General features: G+C 54.6%; 15 protein-coding genes. 9 read left to right on the top strand and 6 right to left on the bottom strand.

Annotation, left to right across the window (positions count from 1 at the left end):
- The first annotated feature begins 32 nt into the window (after positions 1-32).
- Genes prfA through kdsA form a run of 5 tightly spaced genes read left to right on the top strand, consistent with a single transcriptional unit; the run spans position 33 to position 4,038 of the window.
- Complete coding sequence (gene prfA / locus ACJ9Y9_RS13520) at positions 33-1,115, top strand: peptide chain release factor 1 (protein WP_028018746.1); 1,083 nt, start codon at positions 33-35, stop codon at positions 1,113-1,115.
- A complete protein-coding gene (gene prmC / locus ACJ9Y9_RS13515; protein ID WP_028018747.1) occupies positions 1,115-1,942 on the top strand; it encodes a peptide chain release factor N(5)-glutamine methyltransferase in 828 nt (275 codons plus the stop codon). The genes prfA and prmC overlap by 1 nt, the downstream gene beginning before the upstream one ends.
- Complete coding sequence (gene sirB2 / locus ACJ9Y9_RS13510; protein WP_028018748.1) at positions 1,942-2,334, top strand: invasion regulator SirB2; 393 nt, start codon at positions 1,942-1,944, stop codon at positions 2,332-2,334. Before prmC ends, sirB2 begins: the two co-directional genes overlap by 1 nt.
- 3 nt (positions 2,335-2,337) lie before the next feature.
- Complete coding sequence (gene sirB1, locus ACJ9Y9_RS13505) at positions 2,338-3,147, top strand: invasion regulator SirB1 (RefSeq protein WP_028018749.1); 810 nt, start codon at positions 2,338-2,340, stop codon at positions 3,145-3,147.
- 36 nt (positions 3,148-3,183) lie between these two features.
- Positions 3,184-4,038 (top strand): 3-deoxy-8-phosphooctulonate synthase, encoded by an 855-nt coding sequence (kdsA, locus tag ACJ9Y9_RS13500; RefSeq protein WP_028018750.1) that lies wholly within the window; start codon positions 3,184-3,186, stop codon positions 4,036-4,038.
- Between the two features lie 74 nt (positions 4,039-4,112).
- Here the strand turns inward: kdsA and chaA are convergent, their stop codons facing one another.
- A complete protein-coding gene (chaA, locus tag ACJ9Y9_RS13495) occupies positions 4,113-5,213 on the bottom strand; it encodes a sodium-potassium/proton antiporter ChaA (protein ID WP_024907071.1) in 1,101 nt (366 codons plus the stop codon).
- Between the two features lie 270 nt (positions 5,214-5,483).
- Between chaA and chaB the strand changes: the two genes are divergently transcribed.
- Both chaB and ACJ9Y9_RS13485 read left to right on the top strand, forming a co-directional pair.
- Complete coding sequence (gene chaB, locus ACJ9Y9_RS13490) at positions 5,484-5,714, top strand: putative cation transport regulator ChaB (protein ID WP_028018751.1); 231 nt, start codon at positions 5,484-5,486, stop codon at positions 5,712-5,714.
- Between the two features lie 177 nt (positions 5,715-5,891).
- Positions 5,892-6,587 carry a gamma-glutamylcyclotransferase gene (locus tag ACJ9Y9_RS13485; protein ID WP_028018752.1) on the top strand — a complete coding sequence of 232 codons (696 nt, stop codon included), beginning with the start codon at positions 5,892-5,894 and terminating at the stop codon, positions 6,585-6,587.
- Between the two features lie 30 nt (positions 6,588-6,617).
- On the opposite strand, the gene ACJ9Y9_RS13480 is transcribed toward ACJ9Y9_RS13485, so the two are convergent.
- The 3 genes from ACJ9Y9_RS13480 to ACJ9Y9_RS13470 all read right to left on the bottom strand — a co-directional run bounded on the left by ACJ9Y9_RS13480 (position 6,618) and on the right by ACJ9Y9_RS13470 (position 9,313).
- Positions 6,618-6,857 carry a DUF1883 domain-containing protein gene (locus ACJ9Y9_RS13480; protein WP_010432930.1) on the bottom strand — a complete coding sequence of 80 codons (240 nt, stop codon included), beginning with the start codon at positions 6,855-6,857 and terminating at the stop codon, positions 6,618-6,620.
- 211 nt (positions 6,858-7,068) lie between these two features.
- Positions 7,069-8,853 carry a methyl-accepting chemotaxis protein gene (locus ACJ9Y9_RS13475; RefSeq protein WP_028018753.1) on the bottom strand — a complete coding sequence of 595 codons (1,785 nt, stop codon included), beginning with the start codon at positions 8,851-8,853 and terminating at the stop codon, positions 7,069-7,071.
- A gap of 106 nt (positions 8,854-8,959) precedes the next feature.
- A complete protein-coding gene (locus ACJ9Y9_RS13470) occupies positions 8,960-9,313 on the bottom strand; it encodes a DsrE/DsrF/TusD sulfur relay family protein (protein WP_028018754.1) in 354 nt (117 codons plus the stop codon).
- A gap of 177 nt (positions 9,314-9,490) precedes the next feature.
- On the opposite strand from ACJ9Y9_RS13470, the gene ACJ9Y9_RS13465 reads away from it, so the two are divergent.
- Entirely contained in the window at positions 9,491-10,897 is a 1,407-nt protein-coding gene (locus ACJ9Y9_RS13465) for a YchO/YchP family invasin (RefSeq protein WP_028018755.1), read from the top strand.
- A gap of 3 nt (positions 10,898-10,900) precedes the next feature.
- Here ACJ9Y9_RS13465 and narL read toward each other — a convergent pair whose 3' ends face one another.
- The gene (gene narL / locus ACJ9Y9_RS13460; protein WP_028018756.1) at positions 10,901-11,551 is read right to left on the bottom strand and encodes a two-component system response regulator NarL; all 651 of its coding nucleotides are present in this window, start codon (positions 11,549-11,551) and stop codon (positions 10,901-10,903) included.
- Positions 11,544-13,340 (bottom strand): nitrate/nitrite two-component system sensor histidine kinase NarX, encoded by a 1,797-nt coding sequence (gene narX / locus ACJ9Y9_RS13455; RefSeq protein WP_032666958.1) that lies wholly within the window; start codon positions 13,338-13,340, stop codon positions 11,544-11,546. Before narX ends, narL begins: the two co-directional genes overlap by 8 nt.
- 309 nt (positions 13,341-13,649) lie before the next feature.
- On the opposite strand from narX, the gene ACJ9Y9_RS13450 reads away from it, so the two are divergent.
- Positions 13,650-15,047: a NarK family nitrate/nitrite MFS transporter gene (locus tag ACJ9Y9_RS13450; RefSeq protein WP_407226177.1), complete on the top strand. Its 1,398-nt coding sequence runs from the start codon at positions 13,650-13,652 to the stop codon at positions 15,045-15,047.
- Positions 15,048-15,162: the final 115 nt, after the last annotated feature.

Below are 15,162 nucleotides of genomic sequence, written 5' to 3'. Positions count from 1 at the left end.
CCCATTTTCTAAGACAAGGTGCACTTACGCCTATGAAGCCTTCTATCGTCGCTAAACTGGAAGCTCTGCACGAGCGCCATGAGGAAGTACAGGCGCTGCTCGGTGATGCCGGGACCATTGCGGACCAGGAACGTTTTCGCGCGCTCTCTCGCGAATACGCGCAGTTAAGTGATGTTTCTAAATGCTTTACTGACTGGCGACAGGTTCAGGAAGATATTGAAACTGCGCAGATGATGCTTGATGACCCTGAAATGCGCGAAATGGCGCAGGAAGAGTTGCAGGATGCGAAAGTGCGTTCGGAAGAGATGGAACAGCAGCTCCAGGTGCTGTTGCTGCCAAAAGATCCGGACGATGAACGTAACGCATTTGTGGAAGTCCGCGCCGGTACCGGTGGTGATGAAGCGGCCCTGTTTGCCGGGGATCTGTTCCGCATGTACAGCCGCTACGCTGAATCGCGCCGCTGGCGTGTGGAGATCATGAGCGCCAACGAAGGCGAGCATGGTGGTTTTAAAGAAGTGATCGCGAAGATCAGCGGCGACGGCGTATACGGTCGTCTCAAGTTTGAATCTGGCGGTCATCGTGTACAGCGCGTACCTGCCACCGAATCGCAGGGGCGTATTCATACGTCAGCCTGTACCGTTGCGGTCATGCCGGAGCTGCCGGAAGCGGAACTGCCGGACATCAACCCGGCGGACCTGCGTATTGATACCTTCCGTTCCTCCGGAGCGGGTGGTCAGCACGTAAACACCACCGACTCCGCCATCCGTATTACCCACCTGCCGACCGGTATTGTCGTTGAATGTCAGGACGAACGTTCGCAGCATAAAAACAAAGCCAAAGCGCTTTCCGTGCTCGGTGCGCGTATCCACGCGGCAGAAATGGCAAAACGCCAGCAGGCAGAAGCGTCTACCCGCCGTAACCTGCTGGGCAGCGGCGACCGCAGCGACCGTAACCGCACCTACAACTTCCCGCAGGGGCGCGTGACCGACCACCGCATCAACCTGACGCTTTACCGTCTGGACGAAGTGATGGAAGGCAAGCTGGATATGCTGATTGAGCCTATTGTGCAGGAATACCAGGCCGATCAGCTGGCGGCGCTGTCCGAGCAGGAATAATGGATTTCCAGCGCTGGTTACGCCAGGCCGTCGGTGAGCTTTCAGAAAGTGAGAGTCCAAAACGCGACGCCGAAATCTTGCTTGAGCATGTGACGGGGAAACCGCGCACGTATCTGCTGGCTTTTGGGGAAACACAGCTGGTTTCTGAGCAGGAGGCGCAACTCGCCATACTGCTTGCCCGTCGTAAGGCCGGTGAGCCGGTGGCGCATCTGGTTGGAGAGCGGGAATTCTGGTCGTTACCTTTGTACGTTTCGGCAGCGACCCTGATCCCACGCCCGGACACCGAGTGTCTGGTCGAGCAGGCGCTGGCGCGTTTACCGGCTAGCGCCAGTCGAATCCTCGATCTTGGTACTGGCACGGGCGCTATTGCACTGGCGATTGCCAGTGAACGCCCGGACTGTGATGTGACGGCAGTGGATGTGATGCCAGACGCGGTAGCGCTGGCAAAGCGTAACGTGGACAGGCTCGGCCTGACTAATGTCACCGTACTGCACAGCAGCTGGTTTAGCGCGCTGGAAAATCACACGTTTGGGATGATTGTCAGCAACCCTCCTTACATTGACGAACATGATCCGCATCTTGCGCAGGGAGATGTCCGTTTCGAACCGCTGACGGCCCTGGTCGCCGCTAACGAGGGACTGGCCGATCTTGATCACATTGTGACAACGTCACGGAAGCATTTAGTTCGCGGCGGCTGGCTGCTGGTGGAGCACGGCTGGACGCAGGGAGAAGCCGTGCGGGCGCTGTTTACGCAAGCAGGCTACACCGCAGTGGAAACCTGCCGCGACTACGGCGGCAACGAACGTCTGACGCTGGGGCAGTGGTGATGAGCCTGTTTACTGTGCTTATTTCCGCTCACCTGATTTCCGTTGCGCTGACCATCGGTTTTTTCATCGTGCGCTACTGGTGGCGTTACAGCAACAATCCGCTGATGGATGCCCGCTGGGTGCGTGTCGCACCGCACTGTATCGATACGGTTCTGTTCCTGACTGGCGCCGGACTCATGTGGAAGACCGGCTATCTGCCATTTACTGATAAAGGCGCATGGCTGACTGAAAAGCTGTTTGGCGTTATCATCTATATCGTTTTGGGTTTTATCGCGCTTGGGCGTCGTCGTCCGCGCAGCCAGCAGGTGGGATTTATTGCCTTTCTGCTGGGTCTGGTGGTGCTGTACATCATCATTAAACTCGCCACCACAAGAATACCGTTACTGGGGTAAGTCATGAAGTCCTTAGCCGATTTCGAATTTAATAAAGTGCCGCTTTGCGATGGCATGATCCTGATTTCGGAGATGATCCGTGACGATTTTACGTCGCAGTATGTCTACGATGAGCTGGAAAATCTGGTCAGCCTGGCGCGTGAAGAGATTAATCAGGCGCGTCCGCAGGACTGGCAATTAGAGAAGCTTTTGGAACTTTTCTACGGCGAATGGGGTTTCTGCGACACGCGTGGCGTGTATCGCCTGTCTGACGCATTATGGCTGGATCAGGTCTTAAAAAATCGTCAGGGCAGTGCCGTTGCGCTGGGCTCTATTTTGCTGTGGGTCGCACACCGTCTGGATATTCCACTGGTGCCGGTCATCTTCCCGACGCAGATGATCCTGCGTGCCGAGTGGCTGGATGGTGAGATGTGGCTCATTAATCCGTTTAACGGCGACACGCTGGATGAGCATACGCTGGACGTCTGGCTGAAAGGCAATATCAGCCCGGTGGCCGAGCTTTTTAACGAAGATCTCGACGAGGCGGATAACTCAGAAGTGATCCGCAAGCTGCTGGATACGCTGAAATCAGCGCTGATGGAAGAGCGTCAGATGGAACTGGCTTTGCGTGCCAGTGAAGTGCTGCTGCAGTTTAATCCGGAAGATCCGTATGAAATTCGCGACCGTGGGCTTATTTATGCTCAGCTCGATTGTGAACACGTCGCGCTGAATGATTTGAGTTATTTCGTGGAACAATGTCCGGAAGATCCGATTAGCGAAATGATTCGCGCGCAGATCAACGCGATCTCGCACAAACAAATTACACTGCATTAATCTTAATTCCGATTCACACCTGAATAAGGCGATCCTATGAAACAAAAAGTGGTTAGCATTGGTGATATCAACGTGGCAAACGACCTGCCGTTCGTGCTGTTTGGCGGTATGAACGTGCTGGAATCCCGCGATCTCGCTATGCGTATCTGCGAACACTACGTGACTGTGACCCAGAAACTGGGTATCCCGTACGTGTTTAAAGCCTCTTTTGACAAAGCCAACCGCTCCTCCATCAACTCTTACCGTGGCCCGGGCCTGGAAGAGGGAATGAAAATTTTCCAGGAGCTGAAACAGACCTTTGGCGTGAAAGTGATCACCGACGTGCATGAAGCCGCTCAGGCGCAGCCTGTGGCCGATGTGGTAGATGTTATCCAACTGCCGGCGTTCCTGGCTCGCCAGACTGACCTGGTTGCCGCGATGGCGAAAACCGGTGCGGTGATCAACGTGAAGAAACCACAATTCGTGAGCCCGGGTCAGATGGGCAACATCGTCGATAAGTTTATCGAAGGTGGCAACGACAAAGTTATTCTGTGCGATCGTGGTTCAAACTTCGGTTACGACAACCTGGTTGTGGATATGCTGGGCTTCAGCGTGATGAAGAACGTCTCTAATCAGTCTCCGGTGATCTTCGACGTGACGCACGCACTGCAGTGCCGCGATCCGTTTGGTGCAGCGTCCGGCGGACGCCGTGCCCAGGTTACCGAGCTTGCGCGCGCCGGTATGGCAACCGGCCTGGCGGGTCTGTTTATCGAAGCGCATCCGGATCCGGCTAACGCGAAATGTGACGGTCCATCCGCGCTGCCGCTGGATAAGCTCGAGCCGTTCCTGAAACAGATCAAAGCGATTGACGATCTGGTGAAGAGCTTCGACGAGCTGGATACCAGCAACTAATAAAAAAACCCGCTTCGGCGGGTTTTTTTATGGGGCATATTGCCGGGTGGCGCTTCGCTTGCAGGGCAAAAAGGCTACGCAAATATCGTCATCAGATACGCAATAAACAAGGCCATATGCGCTGCACCGTTCAGCACGTTGGTGCGTCCCGTCGAGAACGAAATCTGACACAACAACAGTGATGCCACCATCACGATCATCTCTGGCGCACCCAGCGCAAACTGCAGCTCATTACCGGTCATAAAAGCAATCAGCGTCACCACTGGTACGGTAAGTGAAATCGTCGCCAGCACGGAGCCGAAAAACAGGTTCATTGCGCGTTGCACCTGATTATTCAGTACCGCTTTCAGCGCGCCCAGTCCTTCAGGGGACAGAATCAACAGCGCTACCAGGAAGCCGGTAAAGGCCACCGGCGCGTTCAACTCGGTTAACAGCGTCTCCAGCGGATTGGCGTTCATCTTGGTCACCGCGATAACCGCAATCAGATGCACGATCAGCCAAACCGTGTGCCACGCGCTGCTGTGGGCCGACGGTTTACCGTGATGCGGGTCGTCATCGTCGCTGTCGTCTTCATGCTCATACACAAACAGACTCTGGTGCGTTTTGGTCTGAATCAGCAGGAATACGCCGTACATGGCCGCGGAAATCAGCGCAACCAGCAATGCCTGACCGGTGGAAAAGTTCGCACCCGGCAGCGCCATCGGGAACACCAGCACGATAATCGCCAGCGGGAAGAGGGCAATCAGATACTGTTTAATGCCGAACAGGTTCATATACTGGGTCGCGAATTTACGACCACCCAATAACAGCGAGAAGCCCACCAGACCGCCTGTCACAATCATAATGATTGAGTAGAGCGTATCGCGCATCAGCGTCGGTGCGGCATCACCGGTCGCCATCAGCGCGGAGATCAGGCTAACTTCGAGGATAACAACGGAAAGACTAAGAATTAACGAACCGTACGGCTCGCCCAGACGGTGGGCTAATACGTCGGCATGGCGAACGACGCTAAAGGCGCTGGTTAAAATACCAACCAGAGCAAGAATATTGATACCAACCACCACTGGCAGTGACTGACTGCTTCCCCAGAAGAGCAGCACAGCCAGTGCAAGAACCGGGAAAATGAGTGACGTCTCCTTGTGGCGGGTCTTTACCGCCTCGTGTGTTGCTGTCATGTGCTTCTCCATCAATGCAGGTGCTTGTAATTATAGATAGATTTTTGAGGTCATTAAACTAACAGATCTCTGTTAAATACCCCTAAATTTTTACTTAGTTTTACCCTTTGTGGTAATTTTTATCTTTGATGCATATAAGATGCGATCTTCATTAAATATATTTTAAATATCATTGCATTATGAATGTAATGTCTTCAGAAATTTTTACCGACTGGCACCATGACATATCGTCGTCCACACTTATCTCTTTAACCAAAAGAGAGGTTAGCGATGCCCTATAAAACGAAACGCGAATTACCTGATAACGTGCAAAACGTGCTGCCCGCGCATGCACAGGATATCTACAAAGAAGCGTTTAATAGCGCCTGGGAACAATACAAAGATAAAGAAGATCGCCGGGATGATGCCAGCCGTGAAGAGACGGCGCACAAAGTCGCCTGGGCCGCAGTAAAACATGAATATGAGAAAGGAGGCGACGATAAATGGCATAAAAAGAAATAGCCGTGAAATTATTCGCTGCCTTCATTTTGACTTTTCAGGCGGTTGAACTTCCGTTGTATTGCAACTGGTCCGCTAATTGCTTATCGTTATTTGACTGCTGGCAAAATGACCAGCACATAATGCCGGGAAGGCGAATTACAGATGTCGCAAGGAAGCATGCAGTGGCGGAGGTGTAAAGTGTTAACGCGTGATTTCTTAATGAAGGCAGATTGTAAGACGGCATTTGGTGCTATTGAGGAATCGCTTCTCTGGTCGGCTGAACAACGTGCGGCGTCACTCGCTGCCACGCTTGCCTGCCGCCCGGATGATGGCCCGGTATGGATTTTTGGCTACGGCTCTCTGATGTGGAACCCGGCTCTGGAATTTGTCGAATCGGCAACGGGAACGCTGCCGGGCTGGCACCGCGCATTTTGCCTGCGTCTGACGGCCGGGCGTGGCAGCGCGTGTCAACCTGGGCGCATGCTTGCACTGAAAGAGGGCGGACGCACCACGGGTGTGGCATATCGCCTTCCGGACGCCACGCTGGAAGAGGAGCTCACGCTGCTCTGGAAGCGCGAGATGATTACCGGCTGCTATATGCCGAGCTGGTGCAAGCTGGAACTGGACGACGGACGTACCGTCAATGCACTGGTCTTTATTATGGACCCGCGCCATCCGCTGTATGAAGCGGATACCCGTACGCAGGTGATTGCCCCGCTGATTGCTGCCGCCAGTGGCCCGTTGGGTACTAATGCGCAATATCTCTTCTCTCTTGATGACGAACTGACCCGCCTCGGTATGAAGGACGACTGTCTGAACGAACTGGTGGTGAAGGTGAAGGCACTTCTGGAAGGGAACCCGCTCAACAGCTCGCTGCGACCGGGTTTTGCCTGAGAATACGCCCGGCTCGCCGGGCGTTTAATGTCATGCTGCTACGTAGCTGACAGAATGCTCCAGTGACTGACTGTGGCTGTCGATCAACACATCCCACGTGCCGGTATAGGGCACCGTAAGCCAGGCTTTATCATCCTGCACGGTCAGAATATCTGCCTGCGATTGTTTTTGTGCTTTTGAACTCATCAGATGAATACGGCAGCGCTCTGAACAACGAACCACTACCGTATCCCCGCCAAACAGTTTCAAACTTGTTTTTACCAGTGCCATTTTTTACCCCGTAGTCTTAAACAACGCTCTCCCTGCTGCCATATCCGAGCGTGATATTGTTCACAATTCACTCATGGCATAACACCAAAGGGGAGGGGCCGGGATGCTGATTTTGATCAAAAAATGGCATAACGATTAAACAAAAATGACAAAATCCCTAAAAATTTCAGCTGGCGCGCGTTTTACCCGCTAAACGCGCGCCGGGATAAAATTAAATGCGGAAATGTCCGGCGGTTTCAGCAAGGTCACCCGCCTGGCTCTGCAGGGCGCCCGCGGCGGCGGCGGATTGCACAACCAGCTCGGCGTTCTGCTGTACCATTCTGTCGAGATGGGTTACCGCATGGTTGATCTCATGGATACCTTTCATTTGCTCGCTGGTGGCGATGGAGATTTCACGCATGATGCCCGAGACGCTGCCGATGCTGGCGCGGATTTCATTCATGCTTTCCCCTGCCAGATGCACGTAACGGGAGCCCGTTGCCACGCTGTCAGTGGTGGAATCGATAAGCGATTTGATCTCTTTCGCCGCCTGAGCGCTACGGCTTGCCAGGTTACGCACCTCTCCTGCCACCACGGCAAACCCACGCCCTTGTTCCCCGGCTCGTGCTGCTTCCACCGAGGCGTTCAACGCCAGAATATTGGTCTGGAAGGCAATGCCGTCAATTACGCTGGTGATATCGCCAATTTTTGCGGATGCCACTTCGATGGACTGCATGGTGCTGATTGCCTGCGATACCACCTCTCCACCGCGCGCCGCGGCCGCTGAGGCTTTGCTCGCCTGGTCGTTGGCTTCTGCTGCCGATTCATTCGACTGCGTCACGGAGGCGGTGATCTGCTCCACGGCACTGGCGGTCTCGCGCAGGCTGGATGCCGCCTGTTCGGTGCGTCCGGAAAGATCCTGGTTACCAGCCGCAATTTCCTGCGCGGCATTTTTCACCGATGCGCTGGCATCACGGAGCTGTACCATGACGACGGAGAGTTTATCGCTGAAGGCGTTAAACGCTTGTGCAATCTGCGCGACTTCGTCTTCACCATCATCCGGCAGGCGCTGCGACAGGTCGTTAGTCCCGTTAGCAATGTTGTGCATCGCGTCGCGGATGTCAGACAGTCGCTTCAGAAGACGGGCAATCAGGAAGTGAACAATAGCGGCGCTCAGCAGAGCCAGGATCACCAGCGAGATAGCCGACGCTTTAAGCAGGGAACGCATGCCGGATGTCGCATCGCCATTGTCGAGGGCGACAACTAACATCCAGTTAGTGCCTGGCACGGCCGTCGCAACAAAGGTTTTTTCTTTGTCATCGAATGTGCCGTCAACCGGATTACCGCTTTTCAGCGCCGCAAAATCGATACCTTTGATCGTCTCGGCAAACGGTTTAAGCGTCAGCGCCGGATCATTGGCAGCAATCACGGTGCCATCGCTGGTCAGAAGTAATCCACTACTTGCCGGGGTCGGATGGATCCCGCGCACGTTAGCGACCACGCTATCCATGGCCACATCGCCTGCTACCACGGCTTTCAGGGTGCCATTTTCTTTCACCGGCACGGCGAACGTCACCACCAGCTTCCCGGTACCGGCATCTACGTAAGGTGCGGTGACGACCGGGGCGTCCTGGCTTACCACCTGCTGATACCAGGGGCGAATGGTCGGGTCATAATCCGCGGGGACGCCCGCTGGGTCAGAGAATTTGGCTGTCTTGCTGGCATAACCAACATAGACGTTGGTGAATCCCCCCGCCTGCGCAAGCTGTTTGAATACCGGAACCGGATCGTCACTCAGCGCCACGGTCTGAGCGGAGGCGATCACCGTCATTTTGCTTTTTACCCAGTCGGCAATCGCCATGTTATGGCTGGCGCTGGTGCTGGTCAGGATATCGCGCTGTGACTGCTGGTTATCCTGACGCGTGACCTGGAAGTTAATAACGGTATTGAGGAGAAGGGCGACGACCAGACAGCCTGCCGTCGCGGCGATGATGCGTGCACGAATCGATCTGAACATAAGTGAAATACCTGCTGTGTTGTTTCCATGCCTATCGGCAACCTTGCAGGTAAACTTGATGCTGAAACCGCGTCCATAAGAAAATAATATTTTTACGGGTTTATTATTAAAAAGTTAATACTTTATCGGCGGACAGCGTCCACTCGGCCAGCTCAACCAGCGTACCAATCTCTACGCCATCAATCAGCGGTAGACCGGTAATGCCGCGGCCGTCGGTGCAGGTCTTGCACAGCTTCACCGGCACATTTTGCGCGGTGAGGATCTCCAGCATTTGCTGAATGTTGTAGCCTTCTGTAGGTTTCTGTCCCTTCAGCCCGGCAGTGACCGCGTCCGACATTAAAAAGAGCCGTAACTCCAGTTCGCTCTCTTTATCGCGGAGTGCGATAGCCAGACGCAGGCTGTTAAAAAGGGATTCGCTGCCGTAAGCCGCACCGTTGGCGATGATCACTATCTTCTGCATGTTGACTCCTGTTCTTAAAAAGGCACGAATAATATAGGGTTTACCGAGTTTACGCCGTCTACAGCCGACAATAAACTTCAGGATATTCCTGAAATTTCCCGTAAGGCTGCAATTCTTTCTTAATAGCGTTAAGGTAAGAGCGTCTTTAACAAAACCCAGGCGCTAAACCCGACGTTGATGGCTGTATCGTCCTGCATTCGTTTTCTGTTATTACTCCCCCTTCTTACGGCGGGAGCCGTTCACGGTGCCCCGAATTCCTTTATGCATCAGGCAGAAAATCCCTTTGATAACAACGGGGATAGTTTGCCCGATCTCGGTATGTCCCCCCCAACTGGCGAGGGAGAAAAACACCTGGCCGAAATGGCAAAAGCGTTTGGTGAAGCCAGTATGACCGATAACGGTCTGACCACGGGCGAGCAGGCGCGCCAGTTTGCGTTTGGTCAGGTACGTGATGCGGTGAGTGGGGAAGTGAACCAGCAGATTGAATCCTGGCTCTCCCCGTGGGGTAACGCCAGCGTAAACTTGCTGGTGAATGACGACGGTAAATTTAACGGCAGTAGCGGGAGCTGGTTTATCCCCTGGAATGATAACAACCGTTACCTGAGCTGGAGCCAGTTTGGCGTGACGCAGCAGACGGATGGCCTGGTCAGTAACGCCGGGGTAGGTCAGCGCTGGATCGCCGGCAAGTGGTTGGTGGGCTACAACACGTTTTACGATAACCTGCTGGATGAAAACCTGCAGCGTGCCGGGCTGGGCGCGGAAGCGTGGGGCGAAAATCTGCGTCTGTCTGCTAACTACTATCAGCCGTTTGCCAGCTGGCGCGACGGTTCCGACGTACAGGAGCAGCGCATGGCGCGCGGGTATGATGTCACCGCCAAAGCCTGGTTGCCGTGGTTCCATCATCTGAACACCAGCGTTAGCTTCGAGCAATATTTTGGCGATAACGTCGACCTGTTCAATACCGGAACCGGCTATCACAACCCTGTCGCGGTAAATCTGGGGCTCAACTATACCCCTGTTCCGCTGGTCACATTGACGGCCGCCCATAAGCAGGGAGAGAGTGGCGTCAGTCAAAATAATCTCGGACTGAAGCTTAACTATCGCTTCGGCGTACCGTTTATAAAGCAGATCTCTGCCGGAGAAGTCGCCGCCACGCGCTCCCTGCGCGGGAGCCGCTACGACTCGCCGGAGCGGGACAACCTGCCGGTTATGGAGTTCCGCCAGCGCAAAACGTTATCAGTGTATCTGGCGACGCCACCGTGGGATCTGAAAGGGGGCGAGACCGTGATGCTGAAGCTACAAATTCGCAGCGCGCATGGTATTCGTCAGATCCACTGGCAGGGTGATACCCAGGCATTGAGCCTGACATCACCGGCGAACAGCAACAGCGGCGATGGCTGGAGTGTGATTATGCCTGCCTGGGATAGCCGGGAAGGGGCAACTAACCGCTGGCACTTGTCGGCAGTGGTAGACGATGAGAAAGGCCAGCGCGTCTCTTCCAATGAGATCACGCTTATCGTGGTGCAACCGCTGGTCGCATTACCCAACGATGACCCGCGCTGGAGGCTGCTGCCGGATGAGTAATGCTTAAAAAATCCGTTCCTGATGTACCCACACAGCGGCTTCAACGCGGGATTTTAACTTCATTTTCTTCAGCATGTGCTTCACATGTACTTTGACCGTGCTTTCGGTGATATCCAGGCGGCGGGCAATCATCTTGTTTGGCAGACCCTGAGCAATCAGCTTGAGAATGTCGCGCTCGCGTGGCGTTAACTGACTGACGTCGCGATCGGAGGTGGCGCGGTTGGCGCGCAGGCTGGCGGCCAGTACCGGCGTTAATGCTTCGCTCAGCACCATCTCACCTGCGGCAGCCTGTTGCAGCGCTTTAAGCAGATCTTCCGGCTCCATATCTTTCAGCAGATAGCCGTCCGCGCCACGCTTTAGCGCTGTGACCACATCTTCTTCATGGTTCGACACGCTAAAGACCACCACGCGACCGGAAAGGGATTTTTCCCGCAGCTTGTCGAGGGTTTCCAGACCGTTCATTCCGGGCATATTGAGATCAAGCAGGATCAGATCGGGATCAAGCGCTTCGGCAAGCTCAATGCCTTGTTCACCGTTGCTGGCTTCGCCAACGACGGTGATATCGGGTGCCATGCTGACCAGCTGTTTCACGCCAGTACGCAGCATCGGATGGTCGTCGATCAACAGAATTGATGCCGGTTCCTGATTAGTCATGGGTTTCTCCTTGAGCAGTTGTGAGCGGTTTCTCGGGAATAAAGGTGACAACAACTTCCGTGCCACCTGTCTCTCTCCGGCGAACCTGGCAATCACCGCGCAGGCTTTGGGCGCGGTCTCGCATGATGATTAAACCATAGTGGTTAGTTCGTTCGGCATTTTCCGGCACGCCGCGGCCGTTGTCATGAACCGTGAGCCTGACCTGATTAGCGTGCTGGCTGACGGTGACGGTTACCGCCGTCGCGCCGGCATGTTTGAGCACGTTACTCAACGCTTCACGGGCGATCTGCAGTAAATGAATGGCCTGATGCGACGGAACAAACCGTGGCGGTAACTGGTAATCCAGCTTCACCGGGAACCCCAGCCGGGCGCTAAATTCGTGACAGCTGGATTCCAGAGCGGGGCGCAGGCCCGGCTCAGTGAGCTGCAGACGGAAAGTGGTCAGCAGTTCACGAAGTTGCACCCAGGAGGTATTCAGCTCGTTGCGGATCTGGCTCAGCAGCTGTTTATTACTTTCCGGCATCTCCGTATCCTGCATTTGCAGGCAGCTCACCTGCATTTTCATACAGGAGAGCGACTGGGCGATGGAGTCGTGAAGCTCGCGGGCGATGGTTGCGCGCTCTTCCATGACGATCAGCTGCTGCTGTTTTTCCTGATGACGGTCGAGTGCCAGCGTGGCCGTCAACTGTTCAACCAGCGTATCAACCAGCTGTTGCTGGTCGTGGCTAAGGTGACGACCAGCCGGCAGGGTTGCCAGCAGAATGCCGTACTGGGTGTGGTTGTCCGTCAACCGCCACTTCAGCGTGGTGCCGCTTGACGTCAACGGCGGCAAGCCGCGAGGACAAAGATGGCAACCTTTGTCATCACAGGTCATATCGGACTGACAGGTAAATTCCTGATGATTTTCCTCATCTTCAACATCGTAGACCCGCAGCTCCAGGTCGCGGAGTAAGGTTAGATTTTGCAGGCCATTCAGTACCGGCGAGAGACGCTCGCATAGCGGTACCTGCATATGCAGACGACGGTTGGCTTGCCACAGGAAGGAGAGCATCTCGTTTTTCTGCTCCAGCCCGGCCGTTTTTTCCTGAACGCGCTGCTCCAGCACCGCGTAGCTTTCGGAGAGTTCTGCCGACATGGTATTCAGCGCCTGGCCGAGCATCGCCATCTCGTTGCGCCCGCTAATGTGCGTGCGCTGGGTAAAATCGCGTGCGGTGACGGCGCGGGCCATTGCCAGCAGCTGTTTCCAGGGGTTCAGCAGCCGTGCGCGCAGCCAGACAATGGTGAAGATGAGTAACAGCCCCATACACAGCGCCATTGCACGGTGCATCATCACTACCCGGTCAATACGTAATTCGGTGGTTTGGTCAAATGCGGAGACCAGGGAATCAATGCGTGATACGAAACCTGCAACGTCATGCGCAACCGCTTCTGGACCGCGCGCCTGCTTCAGCCCCGGCTGCAGTTGAGTGTGCCAGTAGCCCTGGAGTGCTTTAAGCTGAGATTGCTGACCGGCGCGAATGGCGGCGTTTTCCAGTTCCGGGCTGAACGCCGTGCGTTCCATTTCATCGATCAGTGGCTGATCGCCCTGCGTCAGAGGAACCGATGCCAGCAGACGGTAACTCTGCATACGTAGCGAGCCTGCCTCATTGATGGCATGCGCGTTACCCTGTACTCCCTGTACCAGCCAGCCGGAGATCGCCATGCCCGTCACGCCGAGGGCGGTGGACAGCAAAACGATCAGCGCGACCTGATTCACGAGTGTCAGCGGAGATAAACATCTTTTTAACATAGAGTTGCCGTGCTCCTGACGTGGCCTGCTTGCAGGAATGGCGCTATTCTGGTGCATACCCTGGAGTATACCCATACCAATAAAGGATTACTCCCAAATTGCCAACGGAGTAACGGGAAGGGGGTGGGGGTAGCAAGGAAACGTCAGTACCGTGAAAAACCACATCTTTTTTACCGTAATAACCTACTCATTAAGGATGAGAGCTTTTTTTTCGCCGCAAATCCTCCCACTTTTCCTTTGATTTATATCAACTTACCGCCGCTCTAAAACCCTAATGTTTGCAGCATCATTCGAGAATCAGAGGTGTCTATGAGTCACTCATCCGCTCCCGAAAGGGAAAATGGTGCCGTTATTACAGACTGGCGTCCAGAGGATCCGGCGTTCTGGCAACAGCGCGGCCATCGTGTAGCAAGCCGGAATCTGTGGATTTCCGTTCCGTGCTTGTTGTTAGCGTTTTGCGTCTGGATGTTGTTTAGTGCGGTGGCGGTAAACCTGCCAAAAGTCGGTTTTACCTTTACAACCGATCAGCTGTTTATGTTGACCGCGCTGCCGTCTTTATCCGGCGCATTGCTGCGAGTGCCTTACGCGTTTATGGTTCCGGTGTTTGGCGGCCGTCGCTGGACGGCATTCAGCACCGGTATCATGATCGTACCATGTGTCTGGCTCGGTTTTGCGGTGCAGGATACGTCTACCTCGTTTAGCGTGTTCGTGATTATCTCCTTGCTGTGTGGTTTTGCGGGTGCGAACTTCGCCTCCAGTATGGCAAACATCAGCTTCTTCTTCCCGAAAGCGAAACAGGGCGGCGCGCTGGGTATTAACGGCGGTCTCGGCAACATGGGCGTGAGCGTGATGCAGCTGATTGCACCGCTGGCGATCTCTGTCTCCATTTTCGCAGCGTTTGGCGGCGGTGGCGTTGAGCAAGCGGATGGATCTTCCCTGTATCTGCAAAACGCCTCCTGGATCTGGGTTCCGTTCCTGGTGATCTTTACTCTGGCAGCCTGGTTCTTTATGAACGATCTGTCAGCTTCAAAAGCGTCACTGAGCGAGCAGTTGCCGGTGCTGAAGCGCGGGCATCTGTGGGTAATGGCGCTGCTGTATCTGGCAACGTTCGGTTCGTTTATCGGATTCTCTGCGGGCTTCGCCATGCTGTCGAAAACGCAGTTCCCGGACATTCAGATCCTACAGTTTGCCTTCTTTGGGCCATTTATTGGTGCCCTGGCGCGTTCGCTGGGTGGCATGGTGTCTGACCGTCTGGGCGGGACGCGTGTGACGCTGGTGAACTTTGTGGTAATGGCTGTCTTCTGTGCGCTGCTGTTCCTGACGCTGCCAACTGACGGACAGGGGGGTAACTTCACCGCCTTCTTCGGTGTGTTTATGGTGCTGTTCCTGACTGCCGGGCTGGGCAGCGCTTCTACTTTCCAGATGATTTCCGTGAACTTCCGTAAACTGACCATGGATCGCGTAAAAGCGCAGGGTGGAACCGTAGAGCAGGCGATGCGTGAAGCGGCGACGGACACGGCGGCAGCGCTGGGCTTTATCTCTGCCATCGGCGCAATTGGCGGCTTCTTTATTCCGAAAGCGTTCGGTATCTCTCTTGATCTGACCGGTTCTCCGGCGGGGGCAATGAAAGTATTTCTCGTCTTCTATATCGCCTGCGTTGTGATCACGTGGCTGGTATATGGCCGTAATACTAAGAAAAATAAGTAAGTTTGATTATCCGTTTACGCGGCCTTCGGGCCGCGTTTTTTTTGGCTCGTGAATAGTTACAACATACTGACGAGTTTGAAGAGGAAATCTGCGGGTAACACTGTGATCGCCATCG

Origin of the sequence: Enterobacter sp. CPE_E1241 (assembly GCF_045618265.1) — a bacterium.
GTDB classification, from domain to species: domain Bacteria; phylum Pseudomonadota; class Gammaproteobacteria; order Enterobacterales; family Enterobacteriaceae; genus Enterobacter; species Enterobacter adelaidei.
Note: the sequence above shows the minus strand (reverse complement) of the source record. Positions and strands in the feature narration are given on the sequence as shown.